General features: G+C 62.7%; 18 protein-coding genes. 11 read left to right on the top strand and 7 right to left on the bottom strand.

All coding sequences use genetic code 11. The features are described 5' to 3' along the window. Positions 1 to 7 precede the first annotated feature (7 nt). Positions 8 to 163 carry a YdcH family protein gene (locus tag FEV51_RS09920; protein WP_138618463.1) on the bottom strand — a complete coding sequence of 52 codons (156 nt, stop codon included), beginning with the start codon at positions 161 to 163 and terminating at the stop codon, positions 8 to 10. A gap of 152 nt (positions 164 to 315) precedes the next feature. On the opposite strand from FEV51_RS09920, the gene FEV51_RS09915 reads away from it, so the two are divergent. Further along, a complete protein-coding gene (locus FEV51_RS09915) occupies positions 316 to 525 on the top strand; it encodes a YdcH family protein (protein ID WP_138618461.1) in 210 nt (69 codons plus the stop codon). Between the two features lie 107 nt (positions 526 to 632). After that, positions 633 to 1,088 (top strand): DUF1465 family protein, encoded by a 456-nt coding sequence (locus tag FEV51_RS09910; RefSeq protein WP_246034520.1) that lies wholly within the window; start codon positions 633 to 635, stop codon positions 1,086 to 1,088. On the opposite strand, the gene glpK is transcribed toward FEV51_RS09910, so the two are convergent. Then, a complete protein-coding gene (gene glpK / locus FEV51_RS09905; RefSeq protein ID WP_138618459.1) occupies positions 1,089 to 2,552 on the bottom strand; it encodes a glycerol kinase GlpK in 1,464 nt (487 codons plus the stop codon). A 105-nt stretch (positions 2,553 to 2,657) separates the two neighbouring features. Here glpK and FEV51_RS09900 point away from each other — a divergent pair, with 105 nt between their 5' ends. Genes FEV51_RS09900 through FEV51_RS09880 form a run of 5 tightly spaced genes read left to right on the top strand, consistent with a single transcriptional unit; the run spans position 2,658 to position 8,697 of the window. Continuing rightward, entirely contained in the window at positions 2,658 to 3,530 is an 873-nt protein-coding gene (locus FEV51_RS09900; protein ID WP_138618457.1) for an MBL fold metallo-hydrolase, read from the top strand. Further along, complete coding sequence (locus FEV51_RS09895; protein ID WP_138618455.1) at positions 3,515 to 4,201, top strand: DUF4230 domain-containing protein; 687 nt, start codon at positions 3,515 to 3,517, stop codon at positions 4,199 to 4,201. The genes FEV51_RS09900 and FEV51_RS09895 overlap by 16 nt, the downstream gene beginning before the upstream one ends. Continuing rightward, the gene (gene nadA, locus FEV51_RS09890; protein WP_138618453.1) at positions 4,198 to 5,184 is read left to right on the top strand and encodes a quinolinate synthase NadA; all 987 of its coding nucleotides are present in this window, start codon (positions 4,198 to 4,200) and stop codon (positions 5,182 to 5,184) included. Before FEV51_RS09895 ends, nadA begins: the two co-directional genes overlap by 4 nt. A 47-nt stretch (positions 5,185 to 5,231) precedes the next feature. After that, complete coding sequence (locus tag FEV51_RS09885; RefSeq protein ID WP_138618451.1) at positions 5,232 to 7,346, top strand: prolyl oligopeptidase family serine peptidase; 2,115 nt, start codon at positions 5,232 to 5,234, stop codon at positions 7,344 to 7,346. A gap of 34 nt (positions 7,347 to 7,380) precedes the next feature. Next, complete coding sequence (locus FEV51_RS09880) at positions 7,381 to 8,697, top strand: DUF2254 domain-containing protein (protein WP_138618449.1); 1,317 nt, start codon at positions 7,381 to 7,383, stop codon at positions 8,695 to 8,697. Here the strand turns inward: FEV51_RS09880 and FEV51_RS09875 are convergent. Further along, positions 8,694 to 9,617 carry a DMT family transporter gene (locus FEV51_RS09875; protein WP_138618447.1) on the bottom strand — a complete coding sequence of 308 codons (924 nt, stop codon included), beginning with the start codon at positions 9,615 to 9,617 and terminating at the stop codon, positions 8,694 to 8,696. The genes FEV51_RS09880 and FEV51_RS09875 overlap by 4 nt on opposite strands. A 54-nt stretch (positions 9,618 to 9,671) precedes the next feature. Between FEV51_RS09875 and FEV51_RS09870 the strand changes: the two genes are divergently transcribed. Continuing rightward, positions 9,672 to 10,787: an alkene reductase gene (locus tag FEV51_RS09870; protein WP_138618445.1), complete on the top strand. Its 1,116-nt coding sequence runs from the start codon at positions 9,672 to 9,674 to the stop codon at positions 10,785 to 10,787. Position 10,788: 1 nt separating this feature from the next. Here the strand turns inward: FEV51_RS09870 and FEV51_RS09865 are convergent, their stop codons facing one another. Together FEV51_RS09865 and lipB are read right to left on the bottom strand one after the other, a co-directional pair. Beyond that, complete coding sequence (locus FEV51_RS09865) at positions 10,789 to 11,100, bottom strand: hypothetical protein (RefSeq protein WP_138618443.1); 312 nt, start codon at positions 11,098 to 11,100, stop codon at positions 10,789 to 10,791. Then, positions 11,097 to 11,768 carry a lipoyl(octanoyl) transferase LipB gene (gene lipB, locus FEV51_RS09860; protein WP_138618441.1) on the bottom strand — a complete coding sequence of 224 codons (672 nt, stop codon included), beginning with the start codon at positions 11,766 to 11,768 and terminating at the stop codon, positions 11,097 to 11,099. Before lipB ends, FEV51_RS09865 begins: the two co-directional genes overlap by 4 nt. A 74-nt stretch (positions 11,769 to 11,842) precedes the next feature. On the opposite strand from lipB, the gene FEV51_RS09855 reads away from it, so the two are divergent. Further along, entirely contained in the window at positions 11,843 to 12,661 is an 819-nt protein-coding gene (locus FEV51_RS09855) for a glycerophosphoryl diester phosphodiesterase membrane domain-containing protein (protein WP_138618439.1), read from the top strand. Here FEV51_RS09855 and FEV51_RS09850 read toward each other — a convergent pair. Then, positions 12,658 to 13,257, bottom strand: coding sequence for a class I SAM-dependent methyltransferase (locus tag FEV51_RS09850; protein ID WP_425466617.1), 600 nt, complete (start codon positions 13,255 to 13,257; stop codon positions 12,658 to 12,660). The genes FEV51_RS09855 and FEV51_RS09850 overlap by 4 nt on opposite strands. A gap of 124 nt (positions 13,258 to 13,381) precedes the next feature. On the opposite strand from FEV51_RS09850, the gene FEV51_RS09845 reads away from it, so the two are divergent. Then, the gene (locus FEV51_RS09845; RefSeq protein ID WP_138618435.1) at positions 13,382 to 14,773 is read left to right on the top strand and encodes an MFS transporter; all 1,392 of its coding nucleotides are present in this window, start codon (positions 13,382 to 13,384) and stop codon (positions 14,771 to 14,773) included. Between the two features lie 6 nt (positions 14,774 to 14,779). On the opposite strand, the gene FEV51_RS09840 is transcribed toward FEV51_RS09845, so the two are convergent. Beyond that, on the bottom strand, positions 14,780 to 15,124 hold the full coding sequence (locus tag FEV51_RS09840; protein WP_138618433.1) for an arsenate reductase family protein: 345 nt from the start codon (positions 15,122 to 15,124) through the stop codon (positions 14,780 to 14,782). A gap of 170 nt (positions 15,125 to 15,294) precedes the next feature. On the opposite strand from FEV51_RS09840, the gene FEV51_RS09835 reads away from it, so the two are divergent. Further along, positions 15,295 to 17,385: a TonB-dependent receptor gene (locus tag FEV51_RS09835; protein WP_138618431.1), complete on the top strand. Its 2,091-nt coding sequence runs from the start codon at positions 15,295 to 15,297 to the stop codon at positions 17,383 to 17,385. Positions 17,386 to 17,394 lie beyond the last annotated feature (9 nt).

Genomic DNA, 17,394 nt, shown 5'->3' with positions numbered 1-17,394 from the left:
ATGTAGCTCAGATGCTCGACAGCTCTTCCTTGAGCGCGAGCTTGCGTTTCTTGAGCTGTTGAATCATTCCGACATCGGGCGCAGGACGCGATTGTTCATCGCGGAGGCGGGCCTCAAGGCCGGCATGTTTGGATTTGAGCGCATCGATATGGCTTGATTGCATCAGGCTATCTCCATCAGAGTTTACGACCCCGGGTAGCGACTCGCAGCAAAAGCGGTACGAGCCGCCAGATCATCATCAGACCACAAGCTTTCCAATTTACAAAGCCCTTGATTTCGGGAAACGCGATAAAGCGAAACACAGGAAGGACCGGCGTGAACGAACAGGAGCTGCGAAAACGGCTGGAGACGCTGCGCAGCGAGCACCGCGATCTGGACGTGGCGATTGCTGTGCTGACCGAAGCGGGCGAGCGTAACGGCTTTGTCGATCAGCTTCAGGTGGCCCGGATCAAGAAACGCAAATTGCAACTGAAAGACCGGATCGCCGCCATCGAGGATTCGCTGGTCCCCGACATTATCGCCTGAACCATCGCCGCCCGCCGCGGCGTCTCACATCGGGACGCGTCTGAAAAACCCGTGGCGCGGCGGGAACCATAGGCATAAATGGAACGATAGCGAATAGCGTGATAACCATGGCCACAACCATCAACGAACAGATTATCGAGGCGCTTTATGGCGAGGCACTGATGCTCGCCGACGAGGCACGGCTGTGCTTTGACATGCGCATTCCCGATCGCACCGCCGATGCCAATGATCTGACACGGGTGGCGCTGTCGATCGAAGGATTGCGCAGCACCACGCGGCTGATGCACACGCTGGCGTGGCTGCTGAACCAGCGCGCCTATCTGGCGGGCGAAATGAGCGAAGGCCAGTTGCGGCGGCTTGGCCCGCTGCCCGAGGATCGTCCTTCTGAACCCGATCAGCTGGCGCTGCTAGAGCCTGAGACCCGCGCTCTAATCCGCGAAAGCGAGCGGCTGCACGCCCGCGTGGCGCGTCTGGATGGTGATTGGCGCGCGCAGGACCCCTCGGAAAATGCCCCCGTGCTGGCCATGCACGGACGGCTGGCGCAGGCGTTCAAGACCGGCTGATCAGGCGGCAGTCAGCGCGCGCGCATAGCGTGCCAGCCGCGCCTCGCGAACATCGTCCGCCATATCTGCTGCAAATTCCTTCGCCGGACCGCGCATCGCCTGTGCCGCGTCATTCAGCGAGCCATACAGCCCCGTGCCAACTGCTGCGCAGATTGCTGCGCCCAGCGCGGTCGTCTCGACAAAATCGGGGCGTTCGACAGGCAGGTCGATCACATCGGCCAGATCCTGCGCCATCCAGTCATTGGCGCTCATCCCGCCATCAATCTTCAGCCGCGACCACGGCGCGCCATCGGCGGCAAAGGCGCGCGCCAGATCCTGCGTCTGATGCGCCATCGCCTCCAACGCCGCGCGCGCGATCTGCGCGCGGCCACTGGCGAAGCTGAGACCCGAAATCACTCCGCGCGCATCAGGCCGCCAGTGCGGTGCGCCAAGTCCGGCCAGCGCGGGCACGATCACCACCTCACCGCTATCGGGGATCGAGCGGGCCAGCGCCTCGGTCTCGGCTGCGCTGCCGATCAGCCCCAGCGTATCGCGCAGATATTGCACCAGGCTGCCCGCAACGAAGCACGATCCCTCCAAGGCATAAATCCGCTGTCCCGCTTGCTGGCACAGTATCGTCCCCAGCAGGCGGTTGGCCGATCGCGGGATGTCGCTGCCCTTATTGGTCAGCACAAAAGCGCCAGTGCCATAAGTCGCCTTGGTTTCGCCCAGCGTCAGGCAGCCTTGCCCGATGGTCGCGGATTGCTGATCCCCCACCAGCCCGCAAATCGGGATCGCCGCGCCAAGATGCTCGCTCGCGCAAATCGCCAGCGCGCCATGTGTGTCGACCACTTCGGGCAGCGCCGAACGCGGCACACCGAACAGATCGCAGAGTCCAGGATCAAACTGCGCCACGTCCAGCGCCAGCAGCAGGGTGCGGCTGGCATTGCTGGCGTCCGAAACATGTGCGCCGCCAGACAATTTCCACACCAGCCAGCTTTCCACAGTGCCAAACGCCAGATCGCCGCGCTCTGCCGCGCTGCGCACCGCGTCCTGATTATCGAGCAGCCAGCGCATCTTTGTGGCGGAGAAATAGGGATCGAGCAGCAGGCCGGTCTGGCGCTGCACCGCATCCTCGTGCCCAGCATCCTTTAATTGCGCGCAGGCAGCGGCGGTTCGGCGGTCCTGCCAGACAATCGCATTGGCCAGCGGCTCGCCAGTCTGGCGGTCCCATGCGACCACGGTTTCACGCTGGTTGGTGATGCCAATGGCCGCAATGCGGTCTGGCGTGTCGCCAACCACCTCACGCGCGCAGGCAAGCGTCTTGGCCCAGATTTCGGCAGCATCATGCTCCACCCACCCGGCTTGCGGATAATGCTGCGTCAGTTCCTGCTGCGCCACCGCCAGCATCTGCCCGGCAGCATCGAAAACCATCGCCCGTGTCGAAGTTGTCCCCGCATCGAGGACCAGAATCTGTTCTCCCATTCGCCCCGTCTGCCGTGCCCCGCGCCCGGTGTCGAGGGCAAGGTCACGCGGGCCCTTGCTCGTGCGGCTCGACACAGGCGGCGCGCTTCCCCATATGCCAAGCCGATGACAGCAATTCCGCCCAAACCCTGGCCCACTGGCACCGCCGAACAGATCGAGCCACTGGTGCGGCGTGTGCTGGCCCCCAATCCCTCGCCCTATACCTATACCGGCACGCAGACTTACATCGTGGGACTGGGCGATGGCTGCGCGGTGATCGACCCCGGCCCCGCTACGCCCGACCATCTGCTGGCGCTGGACGCGGCGATTGGCGGGGAGCATGTCTGCGCCATCATGTGCACGCATACGCACCGCGATCACTCGCCCGCTGCCGCACCGCTGGCCCGGCGTACTGGAGCGCCCGTGGTTGGCTGCGCACCGCTGGTGCTGGATGACAGTGGCCCGCGTGTCGATGCCGCTTTCGACCGCGATTATTCGCCTGACCGCGTGCTGGACGATGGCGAAGCAATGACCGGGCCGGGCTGGACCCTGCACGCAGTGGCCACGCCGGGCCATGTTTCGAACCATCTGTGTTTTGCGCTGGAGGAAAGCGGCGCGCTGTTCACTGGCGATCATGTCATGGGCTGGTCGACCAGCGTGATTGTGCCGCCCGATGGCGATATGGCGGACTATATGCGCAGTCTGGAGATACTTCAGGACCGTGAAGACCGGATCTATTATCCCGCGCATGGTCCCGCCGTTACCAAACCGCGCCAGCTGGTTCGCGGTATGATCGGCCATCGCCGTCAGCGCGAGAACCAGATTGTCCGGCTGCTGGGCGAGGCACCGCACCACGCGGCCGGTCTGGTGCCCAAAATGTACAAAGGTCTGGACCCGCGGCTGACAGGCGCGGCAGAGATGTCGGTGACCGCGCATCTGATTGATCTGGAACGCCGGGGGTTGGTCGCTCGTTCGGGGGATACATGGCAGACAAGCTGAAAACTCATCCGACCACGCTGCACACCGAGCCGAGCCGCGAACAGCCGCTGGCGCGCGTGCAGGGGGTTCCGTGGCTGATCGTGATCGTCCTGCTGGCCGCCGTGGCGTGGCTGGGCTGGCGCGCGTTTTTCTACGAGGAAGAGGGCGATCCGGTCGGCAGTGCGATGCTGGCGTTCGAGAAACAGAATTCTCTGGTGGTTTTCAACTCGCGGTTTCAGGTGGTGGCGCAAAGCACCAATACCAGCCGGGTGATGGGCGTGCCGATCATGGAATCGGCGCAGGCGATGATCGTCCCCGCCACGGTCGATTACCGCCTCGACCTGTCGCAGATGGACCGTGACCGGATGAGCTGGGATGGCGAGGCCAAGACGCTGGAAGTCCGGCTGCCGCCGCTGCGCACCAGCGAACCCAATATCGACGAGGCGGAAGCGCTGTTTTTCGAAGAGGGCCTGTTCGTCACCGGCACCACCTCCCGCTCGCTCAGCACGAACAATTCCGAGCAGGCGGGCCGCAAAGCCACCGCCTTTGCCAAGAACCCGCAGGTCATGGCGCTGGCCCGCAGCGCCGCCAAGGCAGCGATCCGCCAGAACCTCACCATCCCGCTACAGGTCGCCGGTTATGGCGATGTGACAGTCAACGTCCGCTTCGACGGAGAGAAAGCACCCCAATGACGGCACAATCCCCCCTCCCAACCGGCACTGACCTGCTCGCCGAAATCAATCGCCTGCGCAAAGAGCGCAATGCAGTGATCCTGGCGCATTATTATCAGACGCCCGACATTCAGGACCTTGCCGATTTTGTCGGCGATTCGCTCCAGCTCAGCCAGATGGCGGCAGAAACCGATGCTGATGTCATTGCGTTCTGCGGAGTGAAATTCATGGCTGATACCGCCAAGATTCTCAGCCCGGAAAAGATCGTCGTTCTGCCCGACATGGACGCCGGCTGCTCGCTTGAAGACAGCTGCCCGCCAGACAAATTTCGTGCTTTTCGTGAAGCGCATCCCGATCACATCGCGCTGACTTACATCAATTGCTCGACTGAGGTGAAAGCACTGTCGGACGTGATCGTTACCAGCTCCAGCGCCGAGACGATCCTGCAGCAAATCCCCAAAGATCAGAAGATCATCTTCGGACCCGACCGGCATCTGGGCGGCTATCTGTCGCGCAAGTTTGACCGCGAGATGTTGCTGTGGCCGGGCGTGTGCATTGTGCACGAGGCGTTCAGCGAGACCGAGCTGCTCAAGCTGAAAGAACAATATCCCGGCGCGCCCATCGCAGCGCATCCCGAATGCCCACCGAACATCGTCGATCATGCCGATTATGTCGGTTCGACCAGCGGCATCCTGCAATTCGCCGAAACCTTTACCGGCGATACGCTGATCGTCGCGACCGAACCACATATTATCCACCAGATGGAAAAGGCGCTGCCGAACAAGAATTTCATCGGAGCGCCCGGCGCGGACGGCAATTGCAGCTGCAATATCTGCCCGTACATGGCGCTCAACACGATGGAGAAGCTCTACGCCTGCCTGCGCGATCTGGAGCCGCGTATTGAAATCGAGGAAGGTCTACGCCTGCAAGCCAAGCGCAGCCTCGACAAGATGCTCGAAATGGCCAGCGGCACCATCGGACAGGGCGATCTCGGCCCCGCCTGACTTGGCATCAATGCCAATAACGACATAATACCTTCGGAGAGACCCGCATGATCGCTCGCCTGACCTTCGCCGCCGCTATCGCGCTCACTGCCAGCGCCGCCTATGCGCAAGAAACCGACGCCGATGACCCGTATATCTGGTTGGAGGAAATCAAGGGCGACCGCGCGCTTGAACAGGTCGACAAGTGGAATGCCGAGACCGAAGCGCTGCTGACCAAGGCGCCCGAATATCCGCTTGCGCGGGCATGGGCGCGGCAGATTCTCGACGACGACCGCCAGATTGCGATGCCCGATACGATCCAGGGCGAATATGTCACCAATCTGTGGCGCGATGCCGACAATCCGCGCGGAGTGTGGCGGATTGCCACCCTGCTTAGCTACACCGACGGCGCGCCCGAATGGCGCACGCTGATCGATATCGATGCACTGGGCAAACAGGAAGAACAAAGCTGGGTCTGGCACGGCGCAAACTGCCTCGCCCCGGAATATCGCCGCTGCCTCGTCTCACTCAGCCCTGGCGGCACCGATGCCGATGTGGTGCGCGAATTTGACCGTGAGACTGGTACATTTATCGAAGACGGCTTTACGCTGCCCGAAGCAAAGTCGAATGTCGCATGGTTTGACGAGGACACGCTGATCGTCGGCACCGATGAAGGTCCCGGCAGCATGACCGATTCCGGCTATACCCGGCTGGTCAAACTGTGGCAGCGCGGCACCGCATTTTCCTCCGCCAGACTGGTGGCCGAGGGCAAACAGGAAGATGTCGCGATCAGCGGCTTTTCCGTCATGGACGGCGGCACCCGCTGGCGGTTCGTAAACCGTTCGCCCAGCTTCTGGACCAATCAGATTTCGCTGCTGGGCGAAGATGGCCGCACGATCCCGCTGCCCCTGCCGGACGATGCCGAGTTCGAGGCGGTGCTGGATGGGCAGGTAATCGCCAAGCTCAATTCACCGATTGAAACGGCGCGGGGCAACGCGCAGGCCGGAACGCTGGTCGCATGGTCACTCACCGATATCGCAGCGGGCCGCACGTCTCAGCCGGAGGTTATTTTCAAGCCAAGCGCCAGCCAGGCAATCGAACAGGTCAGCGCGTCCGAGACGATCTTGTGGATCAAATTGCTGGATGATGTTTCGGGCAGTCTGATCGCGCTGGCCCCGGCAGAGCCGGGGTGGGTCAGCCGCGGATTTGATTTGCCGGAAAACAGCACGGTCACGCTCGCCAGCACCTCTGGCAAGGGCGACCTTGCCTATGTGACAGTGGAAGGCATGCTGACCCCGCCAACACTCTATGCCGTTTCGACCAAGGGTGAGCCGCGAGCAGTGGCCAGTGTCCCAGCACAATTCGACGCGTCCAAATTCGTGGTTGAGCAGCGTTTCGCGCCGTCCAAGGATGGCACCAAAGTGCCGTATTATCTGGTCCGGCCCAAGGGCGCCACAGGCCCGCTGCCCACGCTGATACACGCCTATGGCGGTTTTCGGAACGCGCAGACGCCCAAATATCTGACTGCTGAGCCTTATCGCAGCGGACCGCTGGCGATGTTCTGGCTGGAGCAGGGCAATTCCTATGTCCTCGCCAATATTCGCGGCGGGGGGGAATACGGCCCGCGCTGGCATGAGGAGGCCCTGCGTGAGAAGCGTCAGAATTCGTTTGACGACCTGCACGCCGTTGCCGATGATCTGGTGGCAGGCAATCTGGCCAGTGCCGGCAAGATCGGCATTTCAGGCCGCTCAAATGGCGGCGTGCTGGTGGGCGCAGCGGCCAACCAGCGCCCCGACCTGTATGGCGCAGTGATTTCCGGCAGCCCGCTGATCGATATGCGGCGCTATTCCAAGCTACTGGCCGGGGCGAGCTGGATGGATGAATATGGCAATCCCGATGTGCCCGCCGACTGGGCCTTTATGCGGGAATGGTCGCCGTACCAGAACCTGCGCGCGGTCGCGGATTATCCCGCGTCGTTCTATTATCTCTCGACGCTGGATGACCGGGTCCATCCCGGCCATGCCCGCAAGATGGCGGCCAAGCATCAGCAGCTGGGTCAGACGGTCTATTATCACGAATACCGTGAAGGCGGGCATTCGGTCGGATCGGACCACGCAGAGGACGCCAAACGTGCCGCACTGTTGCTGGCATTCCTGAACCGCGAGATTGGCGACAGCGAATGACGCGGGCGGTAGTTATTCGGGACTTTGAGCGCGCATGAACGTTGATCTGCGCTGGCTGCTGACGCGGCTCAACTCAAACTACTGGTTCTATCCGGCGCTGTTCTCGATCCTCGGCGGCGCGCTGGCGTTCACGCTGGTTTATGTTGATCGCAATGGCTTTGCCGAGTTTCTGAACAAGGTGGAATGGTTGGTGCCCGCCCGGCCCGATGGCGCATCGAATATGCTCACCGTGATGGCAGGTTCGATGATTGGCGTCGCTTCCACGGTGTTCTCGATCACGATTGCCGCAGTTGCCTATGCCAGCGGCACATACGGCCCGCGCCTGTTGACCAATTTTATGGAGGACAAGGGCAACCAGCTGAGCCTGGCCACGTTTATCGGCACCTTCGTTTATGCAATCACCGTGCTGCGGGCTGTTCGCGGCGAGGATGAGGCCGCAGCCAGTGTAGAAGATGCAGTTTCAACCACCCTACCCGGCTTCGTCCCGCAACTGTCGCTGCTGGTGGCTTATTTGCTGATGACTTTGTCGATTGCGGTGCTGGTGTATTTCCTCAATCACGTCCCCTCCAGCATCCGTATCAACACCGTGTTAAAAGACATCGGCAAACGCCTGCTGGAGGATATTCGCGACAATTATCCGCAGGAAGACAAGGGCGGCGAGCTGCCCCCTGCCCCCGATGGCACACCGCTCCCGACCGAGCGGACCGGCTACATCCAGATCATCGATTTCGAGGAATTGCGCAATCTGGCGATCCAGCACGGATGCATTATTGGGCTGGAAGTCCGCACTGGCGATTTCGTCCATCCGGGCATGGCGCTGGTGCGCATCTGCGATGCCGAGGCGGATGAGGATTTTGCTGCGGAGGCCAGCAAGGCCTTCACCATCGGCAGTACCCGCACGCCGACGCAGGACCCCCAATTCCTGATCGACGAATTGGTCGAGATTGGCCTGCGCGCCCTGTCACCGGGCATCAACGATCCCTTCACCGCGATCACTGCAATGCACTGGCTGGGCGCGGCCACGGCCGAGCTGGGGCGGCGCGATTTGCGGCGGCGGTATGAGGACCACCCCGATGACAAGCGGGTTCACCCGATGCCCGATACCTTCGCGCATTTCCTGAACCGTGGTTTCGGCACGATGCGCGGTGCAATTGCTACCAGTCCCACGGCATCGCTGATCATGTTTGACGCGCTTCGCACTGCTGCTGCTCCGATCGAGGATGAGGGCCGCGTCGCCATGTTGCGCGCTGAGGGTGAGAGACTGCTGGACCAGGCACGGCATGAGCTGGCCGGACCCGATCTGGGCGAGGTCGAAGATCGCTATCTGATGTTCCTCAAGGCGTTCCGCTAACGCCTGAGCGGGGCACCACGACCCAAACGCGGCTCCGCCATTTTGGCGAGCATCAGCGCGCCTGCGACCAGCGCCATGCCGGCAATATCTGACGGGGCCAGCAATTCGCCAAAGGTAGCCCAGCCGACCACCGCCGCCACCGCAGGCTGGGTAAGCAGGGCGACCCCGATGACCAGCGGCGGAAAGTGCTTGAGCGAGAACACCAGCAGGCCCTGACCGACCAGCTGGCTCGAAATCGCCAGCGATGCCACTGGCCCCCACCCCGCAGCGCCCGGCCAGATGGGTTCGCCCAGCCCCAGCGCCATGCCCAGCATAATCGGAGCGGCGACCATGCTGACCAGCAGCAGGACACTCCATTGCCCAAGGCTGGCCCGCGCGTGCTGCGCCGGGAGGAGATAGAAGGCATAGAACAATCCGGCCAGCAGGCAGAACAGATCACCGCGCAGATTGACGGCTGAAATTTCCAGGCTGCGGCCCATTAGAATGGCGGCCCCGCCAAGCGCCGCCGCAACCGCCAGCACTTCCAGCCCGCCCGGCCTGCGCCGCAAGGCGATCATACCCCACAGCATCAGGATCACGCTACCCGAATTGCCAAACAGCGTTGCGTTGGCCAGCCGTGTCTGTTCGATCCCGATATGCCAGCTCGCCAGATCCAGCGCGAAAAAGGCCCCCGCCGCCATCACCAGCAGCGCCAGCCGCCGGTCTATCGGCCCCGCAGTTCGCCCGCGCCATGCCAGCAAAGCCAGCAGCGGAATTGGCAAAGCCAGCCGCCAGAACCCGGCAGCCACCGGACCAGTGTCCGCCAGACGCACCAGCCACGGACCCAGCGCCAGCGCAACATTCCCGCCAAGCAGCGCGGCGAAGTGCCACGCGCCCGGTTGAAAGGCATTCTTGTCCGGCGCTGGAGTTGTGCTGGTCATGACCGCCCCCTACCTCCCCTTTTCCACCGCGCCAGCAAAAAGGGTATTTCCGCGATGCACGAAACACTGTTCGATCCGCTGACCATGGGGGCGCTAGAGGCGCGGAACCGGATTTTTATGGCGCCGCTGACCCGTGGCCGTTCGACGCAGCCCGGCTCGGTCCCCAATAATATGATGGCGACCTATTACCGCCAGCGCGCGGGTGCCGGACTGATCATCAGCGAAGCGACCGGGATCAGCGTCGAAGGTCTGGGCTGGCCCGCTGCACCGGGTATCTGGAGTGACGAACACGTCGCAGGCTGGAAGCCGGTGACCCAGGCCGTGCACGAAGATGGCGGGCTGATCGTGCTCCAGCTGTGGCATATGGGCCGTCTTGTACACCCCGATTTCCTCGGCGGCGAAGCGCCAGTTTCCGCCAGCGCCACGCACGCGCCGGGCCATGCGCACACCTTCGAAGGGCGCAAGGATTACCAGCCAGCACGCGCGCTGAGCAAAGACGAGATTGCCCGCGTGGTCGGCGATTATCGCAAGGCTGCCGAAAACGCCAAGGCAGCCGGTTTTGACGGTGTGCAATTGCACGGCGCGAATGGCTATCTGGTCGATCAGTTCCTGCGCGACGGGACCAATCTGCGAACTGACGAATATGGCGGCAGCCACGAAAATCGCACGCGGTTCCTGCGCGAAGTGCTGGAGGCGCTGATCAGCGTGTGGGGCGCGGACCGCGTGGGCGTGCGCCTATCGCCCAATGGCGAAACGCAGGGCTGTGATGACAGCGATCCGGCGGCGACATTCGGCGCCGCTGCCAAAGTGGTCGAGGAACTGGGACTGGCTTTCCTTGAGCTGCGCGAACCGGGTCCGGACGGCTCATTTGGCGCGACCGAAGTGCCCAAGCAGAGCCCGCTGATCCGCCAGCTCTATTCAGGCCCCCTGATCCTCAACAGCGATTACTCGCCCGAGGGTGCCGTGGCTGATATCGATGCGGACCGCTGCGACGCGGTGAGCTGGGGACGCGATTTCATATCGAACCCCGATCTGCCCGACCGTTTCCGGCTGGGCGCAGAGCTGGCACCGAACGTCAATGTGCCGCTCAGCTGGTATCTGCCGGGACCGGATGGTTACATCGACTATCCCGCGCTGGGTGACCCAGCCAAACAGGTCGCGGCGGGCTGATTTAGTCCGCTGCTTCAGGCTCCGCCGGGCCATCAGGTTCGGCGGAGTCAGCAGCGGCGGGCGCATCGTCATCACCGTCCGCAGAACTTGCCGCCGATCCGCTTGATCCAGTGGTGGTTGCAGTGCCTTCCTCGCGCAGCGGCGGGGATTGCGATTGCACAGTGTCGAGCGGCAGCATCGCGTCGCTGATCGCACCGCCCAGCACCTCGCCCTTGGCGGCACGGCCATCATTGTCCTGTACCGGCGGCGCGGCTTCCTTGTCACAGGCGACAAGCGCCAGTGCGGCAGCGATGCAAAGAGCGTTACGAATCATGGCAGCGCGTCGGCCTTTCCTTCAAGCGCGGCGAGGAAATCGCCAGCGCGGCGTTGCAATGCCTCATCGAAGGCAGCGGGCGCAAGGTCGATCCCAAGACGCGACAGGCTGGTCACACCGAATTCCTCGATCCCGCAAGGTATAATGCCGCTAAAATGCGCCAGATCGGGTGCCAGATTGACCGAGAAACCGTGCATCGTCACCCAGCGGCGCACCCGCACACCAATCGCGCCGATCTTGGCCTCGCGCCCGTCGATATCGCGCGTCCAGATGCCGATTCGCCCCTCGGCCCGCCAGCTCTCCACGCCCACGTCCGCCAAGGTGGCGATAACCCAGCCTTCCAGCGACTGGACAAAGCCGCGCACATCGCGGCCACGTTCCTTCAGGTCGAGCAGGACATAACCGACACGCTGGCCCGGCCCGTGATAGGTGTAGCGCCCGCCCCGTCCGGCTTCGACAACTTCAAAGCGCGGGTCGAGCAATTCGGCACCATCGGCGCTGGTCCCGGCGGTGTAGACCGGCGGATGTTCGAGCAGCCAGACCAGTTCACGCGCCCCGCTATCGGAAATCTCGCGATTGCGCGCTTCCATTTCGGTCAGCGCCGCGCGATAGGGCACCTGCCCGCTTTCGCTGCGCCACTCCACGGTGTCAGGGACAGACTGCGTCATGCGCAATCGAGTGGCGCGAAGCGGGCCGCATAGCAAGGCCCCGTGAAACAGGACCTGTGAAAGGACGCTCCGCCGTGAAACTCGACTATGACCGCGCCTGGCGCGAAGCCACTGGCCTGATGCGCGACAACCGCGCTCTGCTTACTGCGATGGCGGGGATTTTCTTTTTCCTCCCCTATGCCGTGCTGCTGGTAACGCTGCCGCGCATTGCAACGCTGCCAACCCCTTCGCCCGATGCTGATTTTTCGGCGATGATGGCGGCGATGACGGAATTCTATGGCCAGGTTTGGTGGGCGATTCTGCTAATTGGTCTGGTGGTGACGGCTGGAACCCTGTCGATGCTGGCGCTTCTCAAGCTGCGTGCCAAGCCCACCGTGGGACAGGCGATTGGGGGCGGCCTGACGGCCACGCTGCCCTATCTGGTTGCCATTGTCCTGCAATCGCTCGCCACGGGTATTGCGACCGGCTTGATATCGCTGATCACCGCCGCAACCGGCGTGCCGCTGATCGCACTTGCCGGGCTGATCCTGGCGCTGGCTGTACAGTTTTACATACTTGTGAAGTTTTCGCTGACCGCGCCGGTCATGGCGATTGGTGGGGTCCACAATCCGCTAAATGCGATGAAGGCATCGTGGCAAATGACCAAGGGCAATAGCCGCCGCCTGCTGGGCTTTTACGCGCTGCTGTTCTTGGCATTCACAGTGACTGCGCTGGTGGTGTCGATGCTGACCGGCGTGCTGCTGGCGCTGGGCAGCGAATCGATCCAGTCACTGGGGAGCGCGATTGTGTCAGCGGGTCTGATTTCCGCCGCGCTGGTGCTGTTCGTTTGTGTGCTGGCGGCGATCTATACCCAGCTGGGCCGGGCTGCGGCGGCTACCCCTGCGAGGGATTAGTCTTTCCAGCCCCAGAACAACTGGCACGGCAGCACGTTGAGCGGTTCGAACCCGCTGTCGATGCGGGGGAAATGCCTAGCCATGTAATCGCGCGCCTTGGCGGAGAATTGATACACCAGAAACGCGCCGCCCTTGCGGATTACGCGGTGCGTTGCCGCAGCGATTTCAGGGCCAACGCCTTCGGGCAGGGTTGAGAACGGCAGGCCTGACAGCACATAATCGGCCCCGTCATAACCGTGCGCCCGCACGATTTCTTCGACATCCTCGGCTGAACCAAGCACCGCATGGAACCGGCTGTCGCGGATCGTTTCCTTGAGATAGTCGATGAACAGCGGATTGGTGTCGATCACGATCAGCGCACCGTCGCGGCGCATACGGTCAAGCACCGGCTGGCAGAATGTGCCGACACCCGGACCATATTCCACGAACACCTCACACCGGTCCCAATCGACGGGTGCGAGCATCTTTTCGATGGTGAAGCGCGATGACGGAATGATCGATCCGACCATGCGGGGTTCTTCGACGAAACCACGGAAAAATACGCCCCATTGCCCGAACAGGCGTGTGGCCCGCTGCTTGAAGCTGCGGCGTTGGATGGCGCTGGCGCCCTGTTGACCGGTCAAATGTAGTTCCCTCGAGGCGACCAAATTGGAAGCGCGCGGTCTGGCAGGACCGGTGGCCCATTGCAAGCGGGCGGCAGCGAGCGTAGCGGCTTGCCGCATGGCCGATATCGATCCTGCGCGCGCTGCAGCGCCCCCGGCCCCGCCTGTCAGCGCGCCGCGGATTTCACGCGAGCGGATGGTGCTGCTGTTCATGGTCATGCTGACCACGGCGGCGGGCAATACTGCGATGCAATCGGTGATGCCGTCGATCGGGACGGAGCTGGGCATCGCCGACGTGTGGATCAGTCTGGCCTATAGCTGGTCGGCGCTGCTGTGGGTGGTGTGCGCGCCGCTTTGGGCCGCGCGTTCGGACCAGCGCGGGCGCAAGGCGATGATGGCGCTGGGGCTGGTCGGCTTTATCGTCAGCTTTTCGCTCTGCGGCTTTGCGCTCTGGCTGGGGCTGAGCGGCGTGCTGCCAGCGTTCTGGGCGCTGATCGCCTTTGCCGCCGCGCGCAGCCTTTATGGCGGGTTTGGCAGCGCCGCCCCGCCCGCGGTGCAGGCCTATGTCGCCAGCCGCACCCCGCGTGCGGAACGCACGCAGGCACTATCGCTGGTGGCATCGAGCTTTGGCCTTGGCACTGTGATCGGCCCCGCTCTGGCACCGCTGATGGTCTTGCCGGGGCTTGGCCTGACCGGCCCCTTCGTCCTGTTCGCGCTGATCGGCGTGATTGCGATGGTCGCATTGCGCCTGCGACTGCCCGATGACGAACCGCAATTTGCTGCGCGCGGCAATACTTATGACGCACCCTATGCTGGCGGCGCGGCGGGCGGCGGAAACCAGAGCAAGCAAAGCGCGGATCCGGCGGTGATCGAGGATGACGACGACGAGGACGAGGAGCAGGTCGAGCCGCACAAGCTGCGCTGGTTCGAACCGCGCCTGCGCCCGTGGGTCACGGTCGGCCTGCTGGGCGGTCACGCGCAGGCTATGGTGCTGGGAATCGCCGGTTTCCTTGTCCTCGACAGGCTGGGGCTGCGGTCCAGTCCCGGCGAAGGCACAGGGCCGGTCGGGCTGGTGCTGATGTCGGGCGCGATTGCGACATTGCTGGCGCAGTGGGGCCTGATCCCGCGCTTCGATCTTGGCCCGCGCTCTGCCACGCTGTCGGGCATTGCGATGGCGGCGGTGGGTGTGGCGATGCTGGGCGTGGCGCAGGATTTGCACATGATTGCGCTCAGCTTTGCCATCGCCTCGCTCGGGTTCGGCCTGTTCCGTCCCGGTTCGACATCAGGGACATCGCTGGCGGTTACGCGGGCCGAACAGGGTCAGGCGTCGGGCATCACCGCCTCGGTCGCCGGTGCCAGCTACATCTATGCGCCAGCATTGGGCGTCTATCTTTACAACCATTCCGAATGGCTCGGCTTTGGCCTGATCGTCGCGCTGTGCTTTGCCGTGTTTGTCTATGGCTGGTGGGCGCTGGACCGCGATAAAGATCTGATCCGTTCGCGCAGCTAGGCTAGGTCAGAGAATTTCCTCGACCCGCTCCTTGGGGCGGCACAGCCGGACACCCAGATCGGTTTCAACCAGCGGACGTTCGATCAGGCTGGGATCATCCGCCATCGCCTCCAGCACAGTATCGTCGTCCGCGTCAGGAAGCCCGCGCTCCTGCGCATCGGTGCCGCGCAGGCGCAAACCCTGTTGCGGGGTCATTTCGGCTTCACGATAGAGCTGCGCCAGCTTGTCACGCGTGGGCGGGGCCTTGAGATATTCGATCACCGCGACATCATCGCCCAGCCGCTCCTGCAGAATCGCCAGCGTATTGCGCGAAGTGCCGCATTTCGGATTGTGCCAGATGGTTGCCTTCATTGCGTCTGATCTCCTTGTTGGCTGTTGCTGCTAAGCCACATTTCGCCCCGGCGATAGCGGGACGAGTCAATTTGTCCCGCATTTGCGATTACAAAGCTTGCAATTGCGAATAACTCGCAATAGCAGCGGTTGCGAGATTGATAATCATTCGCAAGAATCGAAAGCCCAGCATGACCATTGCCAATTTTCGCGCCGTATTCCTGATCGGCGCGGCTCTTTCCGTTATCGCCAGCCCGGCCCATGCCGCCGATGCGGCAGATCAGCCCGAGCGTGAATATCTGCCCACCGACATCATCGTGACCGGCGAACGGGATGGTTACGGGATGGATGACGGATCAACCGCGACCAAGACGCCGACCCCGCTAATCGACGTGCCGCAAGCAGTCAGCTTCATCACAGAGGATCAGCTGGAAGACCAGTCGATCCGCCAGCTTGGCGAAGCGCTGCGCTATGTGCCCGGCATCAGCATGGAAACTGGCGAAGGCCACCGCGACGAAGTGTTCATTCGCGGGCAGGAATCCACCGCCGATTTCTTCATCGACGGATTGCGCGACGATGCGCAATATTACCGCTCGCTCTACAATATCGAGCGGGTCGAGGTGCTCAAGGGCGCCAATGCGCTGATCTTTGGCCGGGGTGCCGGCGGCGGAGCGATCAACCGCGTGGCCAAGCGCGCCAAGCTGGGTCGGAGCATTATCGGCGGCGAGGCTTCGGTCGACAGTTTCGGTGCCTTCGCGCTGCTGGCAGATCTCAACCAGCCGCTTGGCAACACTGTCGCGCTGCGGTTGAACACCACTTACGAAGAATTTGCCAACCACCGCGATGTCTATGAGGGCCGCTTCATCGGCGTCTCGCCAACGCTGACTGCCGAGCTGGGGCCGGAAACCCAGCTAATAGCCAGCTACACCTATGATGACGACCACCGCGTGACCGACCGGGGCGTGCCATCGCTCCGCAATGGTCCGCTGACCGGGTACGACAAGACATTCTTCGGCGCGCCCGGCTTCAATGATGCGCAGGCCGAAGTACACATTGGCCGCGTCCGTCTGGAACATGATTTCAATGACGGCCTGACCGCCAACGCCACGGTCCAGTTCGCCGATTATGACAAGGCCTATGCCAACATCGTGCCGGGCAGCATCGATGGCACCATCGTCCTGCTAAGCGGCTATCGCGATACGACTGAACGCACCAATTGGATCGGCCAAGGCAATCTGGTCTGGCAGACCGAGTTCGGCGGGTTCGAATCTACCCTGTTGTTCGGATTCGAGGCGAGCCGTCAGGACACGCAGAACGCCCGGCAGACTGTGTCCTTCACCGGCGACAATTTCGCGCCGCTGGCCCGCACCATCTCAGTGCCCGCATTCACACTAAACCCGACTTCGCGCGCTCGTGACAGCGAGCTGGAGACATTGTCGGTCTATCTTCAAGAGCAGCTGATGATCGGCCAACATATTGAACTGGTCGCGGGGCTGCGCTGGGACCGCTTCAACCTCAAGACTGTCGATGTGCTCGGCGGCGTGCGCGGGGACCGGGTTGACGAGAAAGTCAGCCCCCGGCTGGGTGTGATCGTCAAGCCGACTGCCGATCTGTCGATCTATGCCAGCTATTCGCAAAGCTTCCTGCCGCAAGCGGGAGACCAGTTCCTGTTGCTGTCCCCCACCGCGTCACAGTTCGAGCCGGAGAAGTTCACCAATTACGAAATCGGCGCCAAGTGGTCGCCGCTGGCGGGCGTGCTGGTTTCGGCGGCGGCCTTCCGTCTCGACCGTACTAACACCCGCGCCGCCGACCCCGCCAATCCTACGCTGACAGTGCTGACCGGCGAAAGCCGTGTCGATGGTTTCGAGATGGCCGCAGTGGGCGAGATCACCCAGTTCTGGCAGGCCAATATCGGCTACACTTACCTGGATGGAGAATTGCGGACCGGCTCCACCTTCGGCACCGCTGGCAACCGCTTGCAGCAGCTTCCCCGCCACCAGTTTTCTGCATGGAACCGCTTCGATGTGTCCGAGAAAATCGGGCTGGGTCTGGGCATCATCCACCAGGGACAGCAGTTTGCCAGCTTTAGCAACACTGTGGTGCTGCCCAGCTACTGGCGGGTGGATGCGGCGGCGTTTTACACTGTCAGTGACCGGCTGAGTGTCCAGCTGAATATCGAGAACCTGCTGGACGAAAATTACTATCCCTCGGCACATGGTGACGGGAATATCCAGCCTGCCGAACCGTTCAGCGCCCGGATCGGTGTGCGCTTCGAAATGTGACGCCAAGCA

Source organism: Qipengyuania marisflavi, assembly GCF_005884405.1.
Classification (GTDB): Bacteria; Pseudomonadota; Alphaproteobacteria; order Sphingomonadales; family Sphingomonadaceae; genus Qipengyuania; species Qipengyuania marisflavi.
The sequence above is the reverse complement of the archived record's forward strand: the minus strand, read 5'-3'. Positions and strand labels throughout refer to the sequence as shown.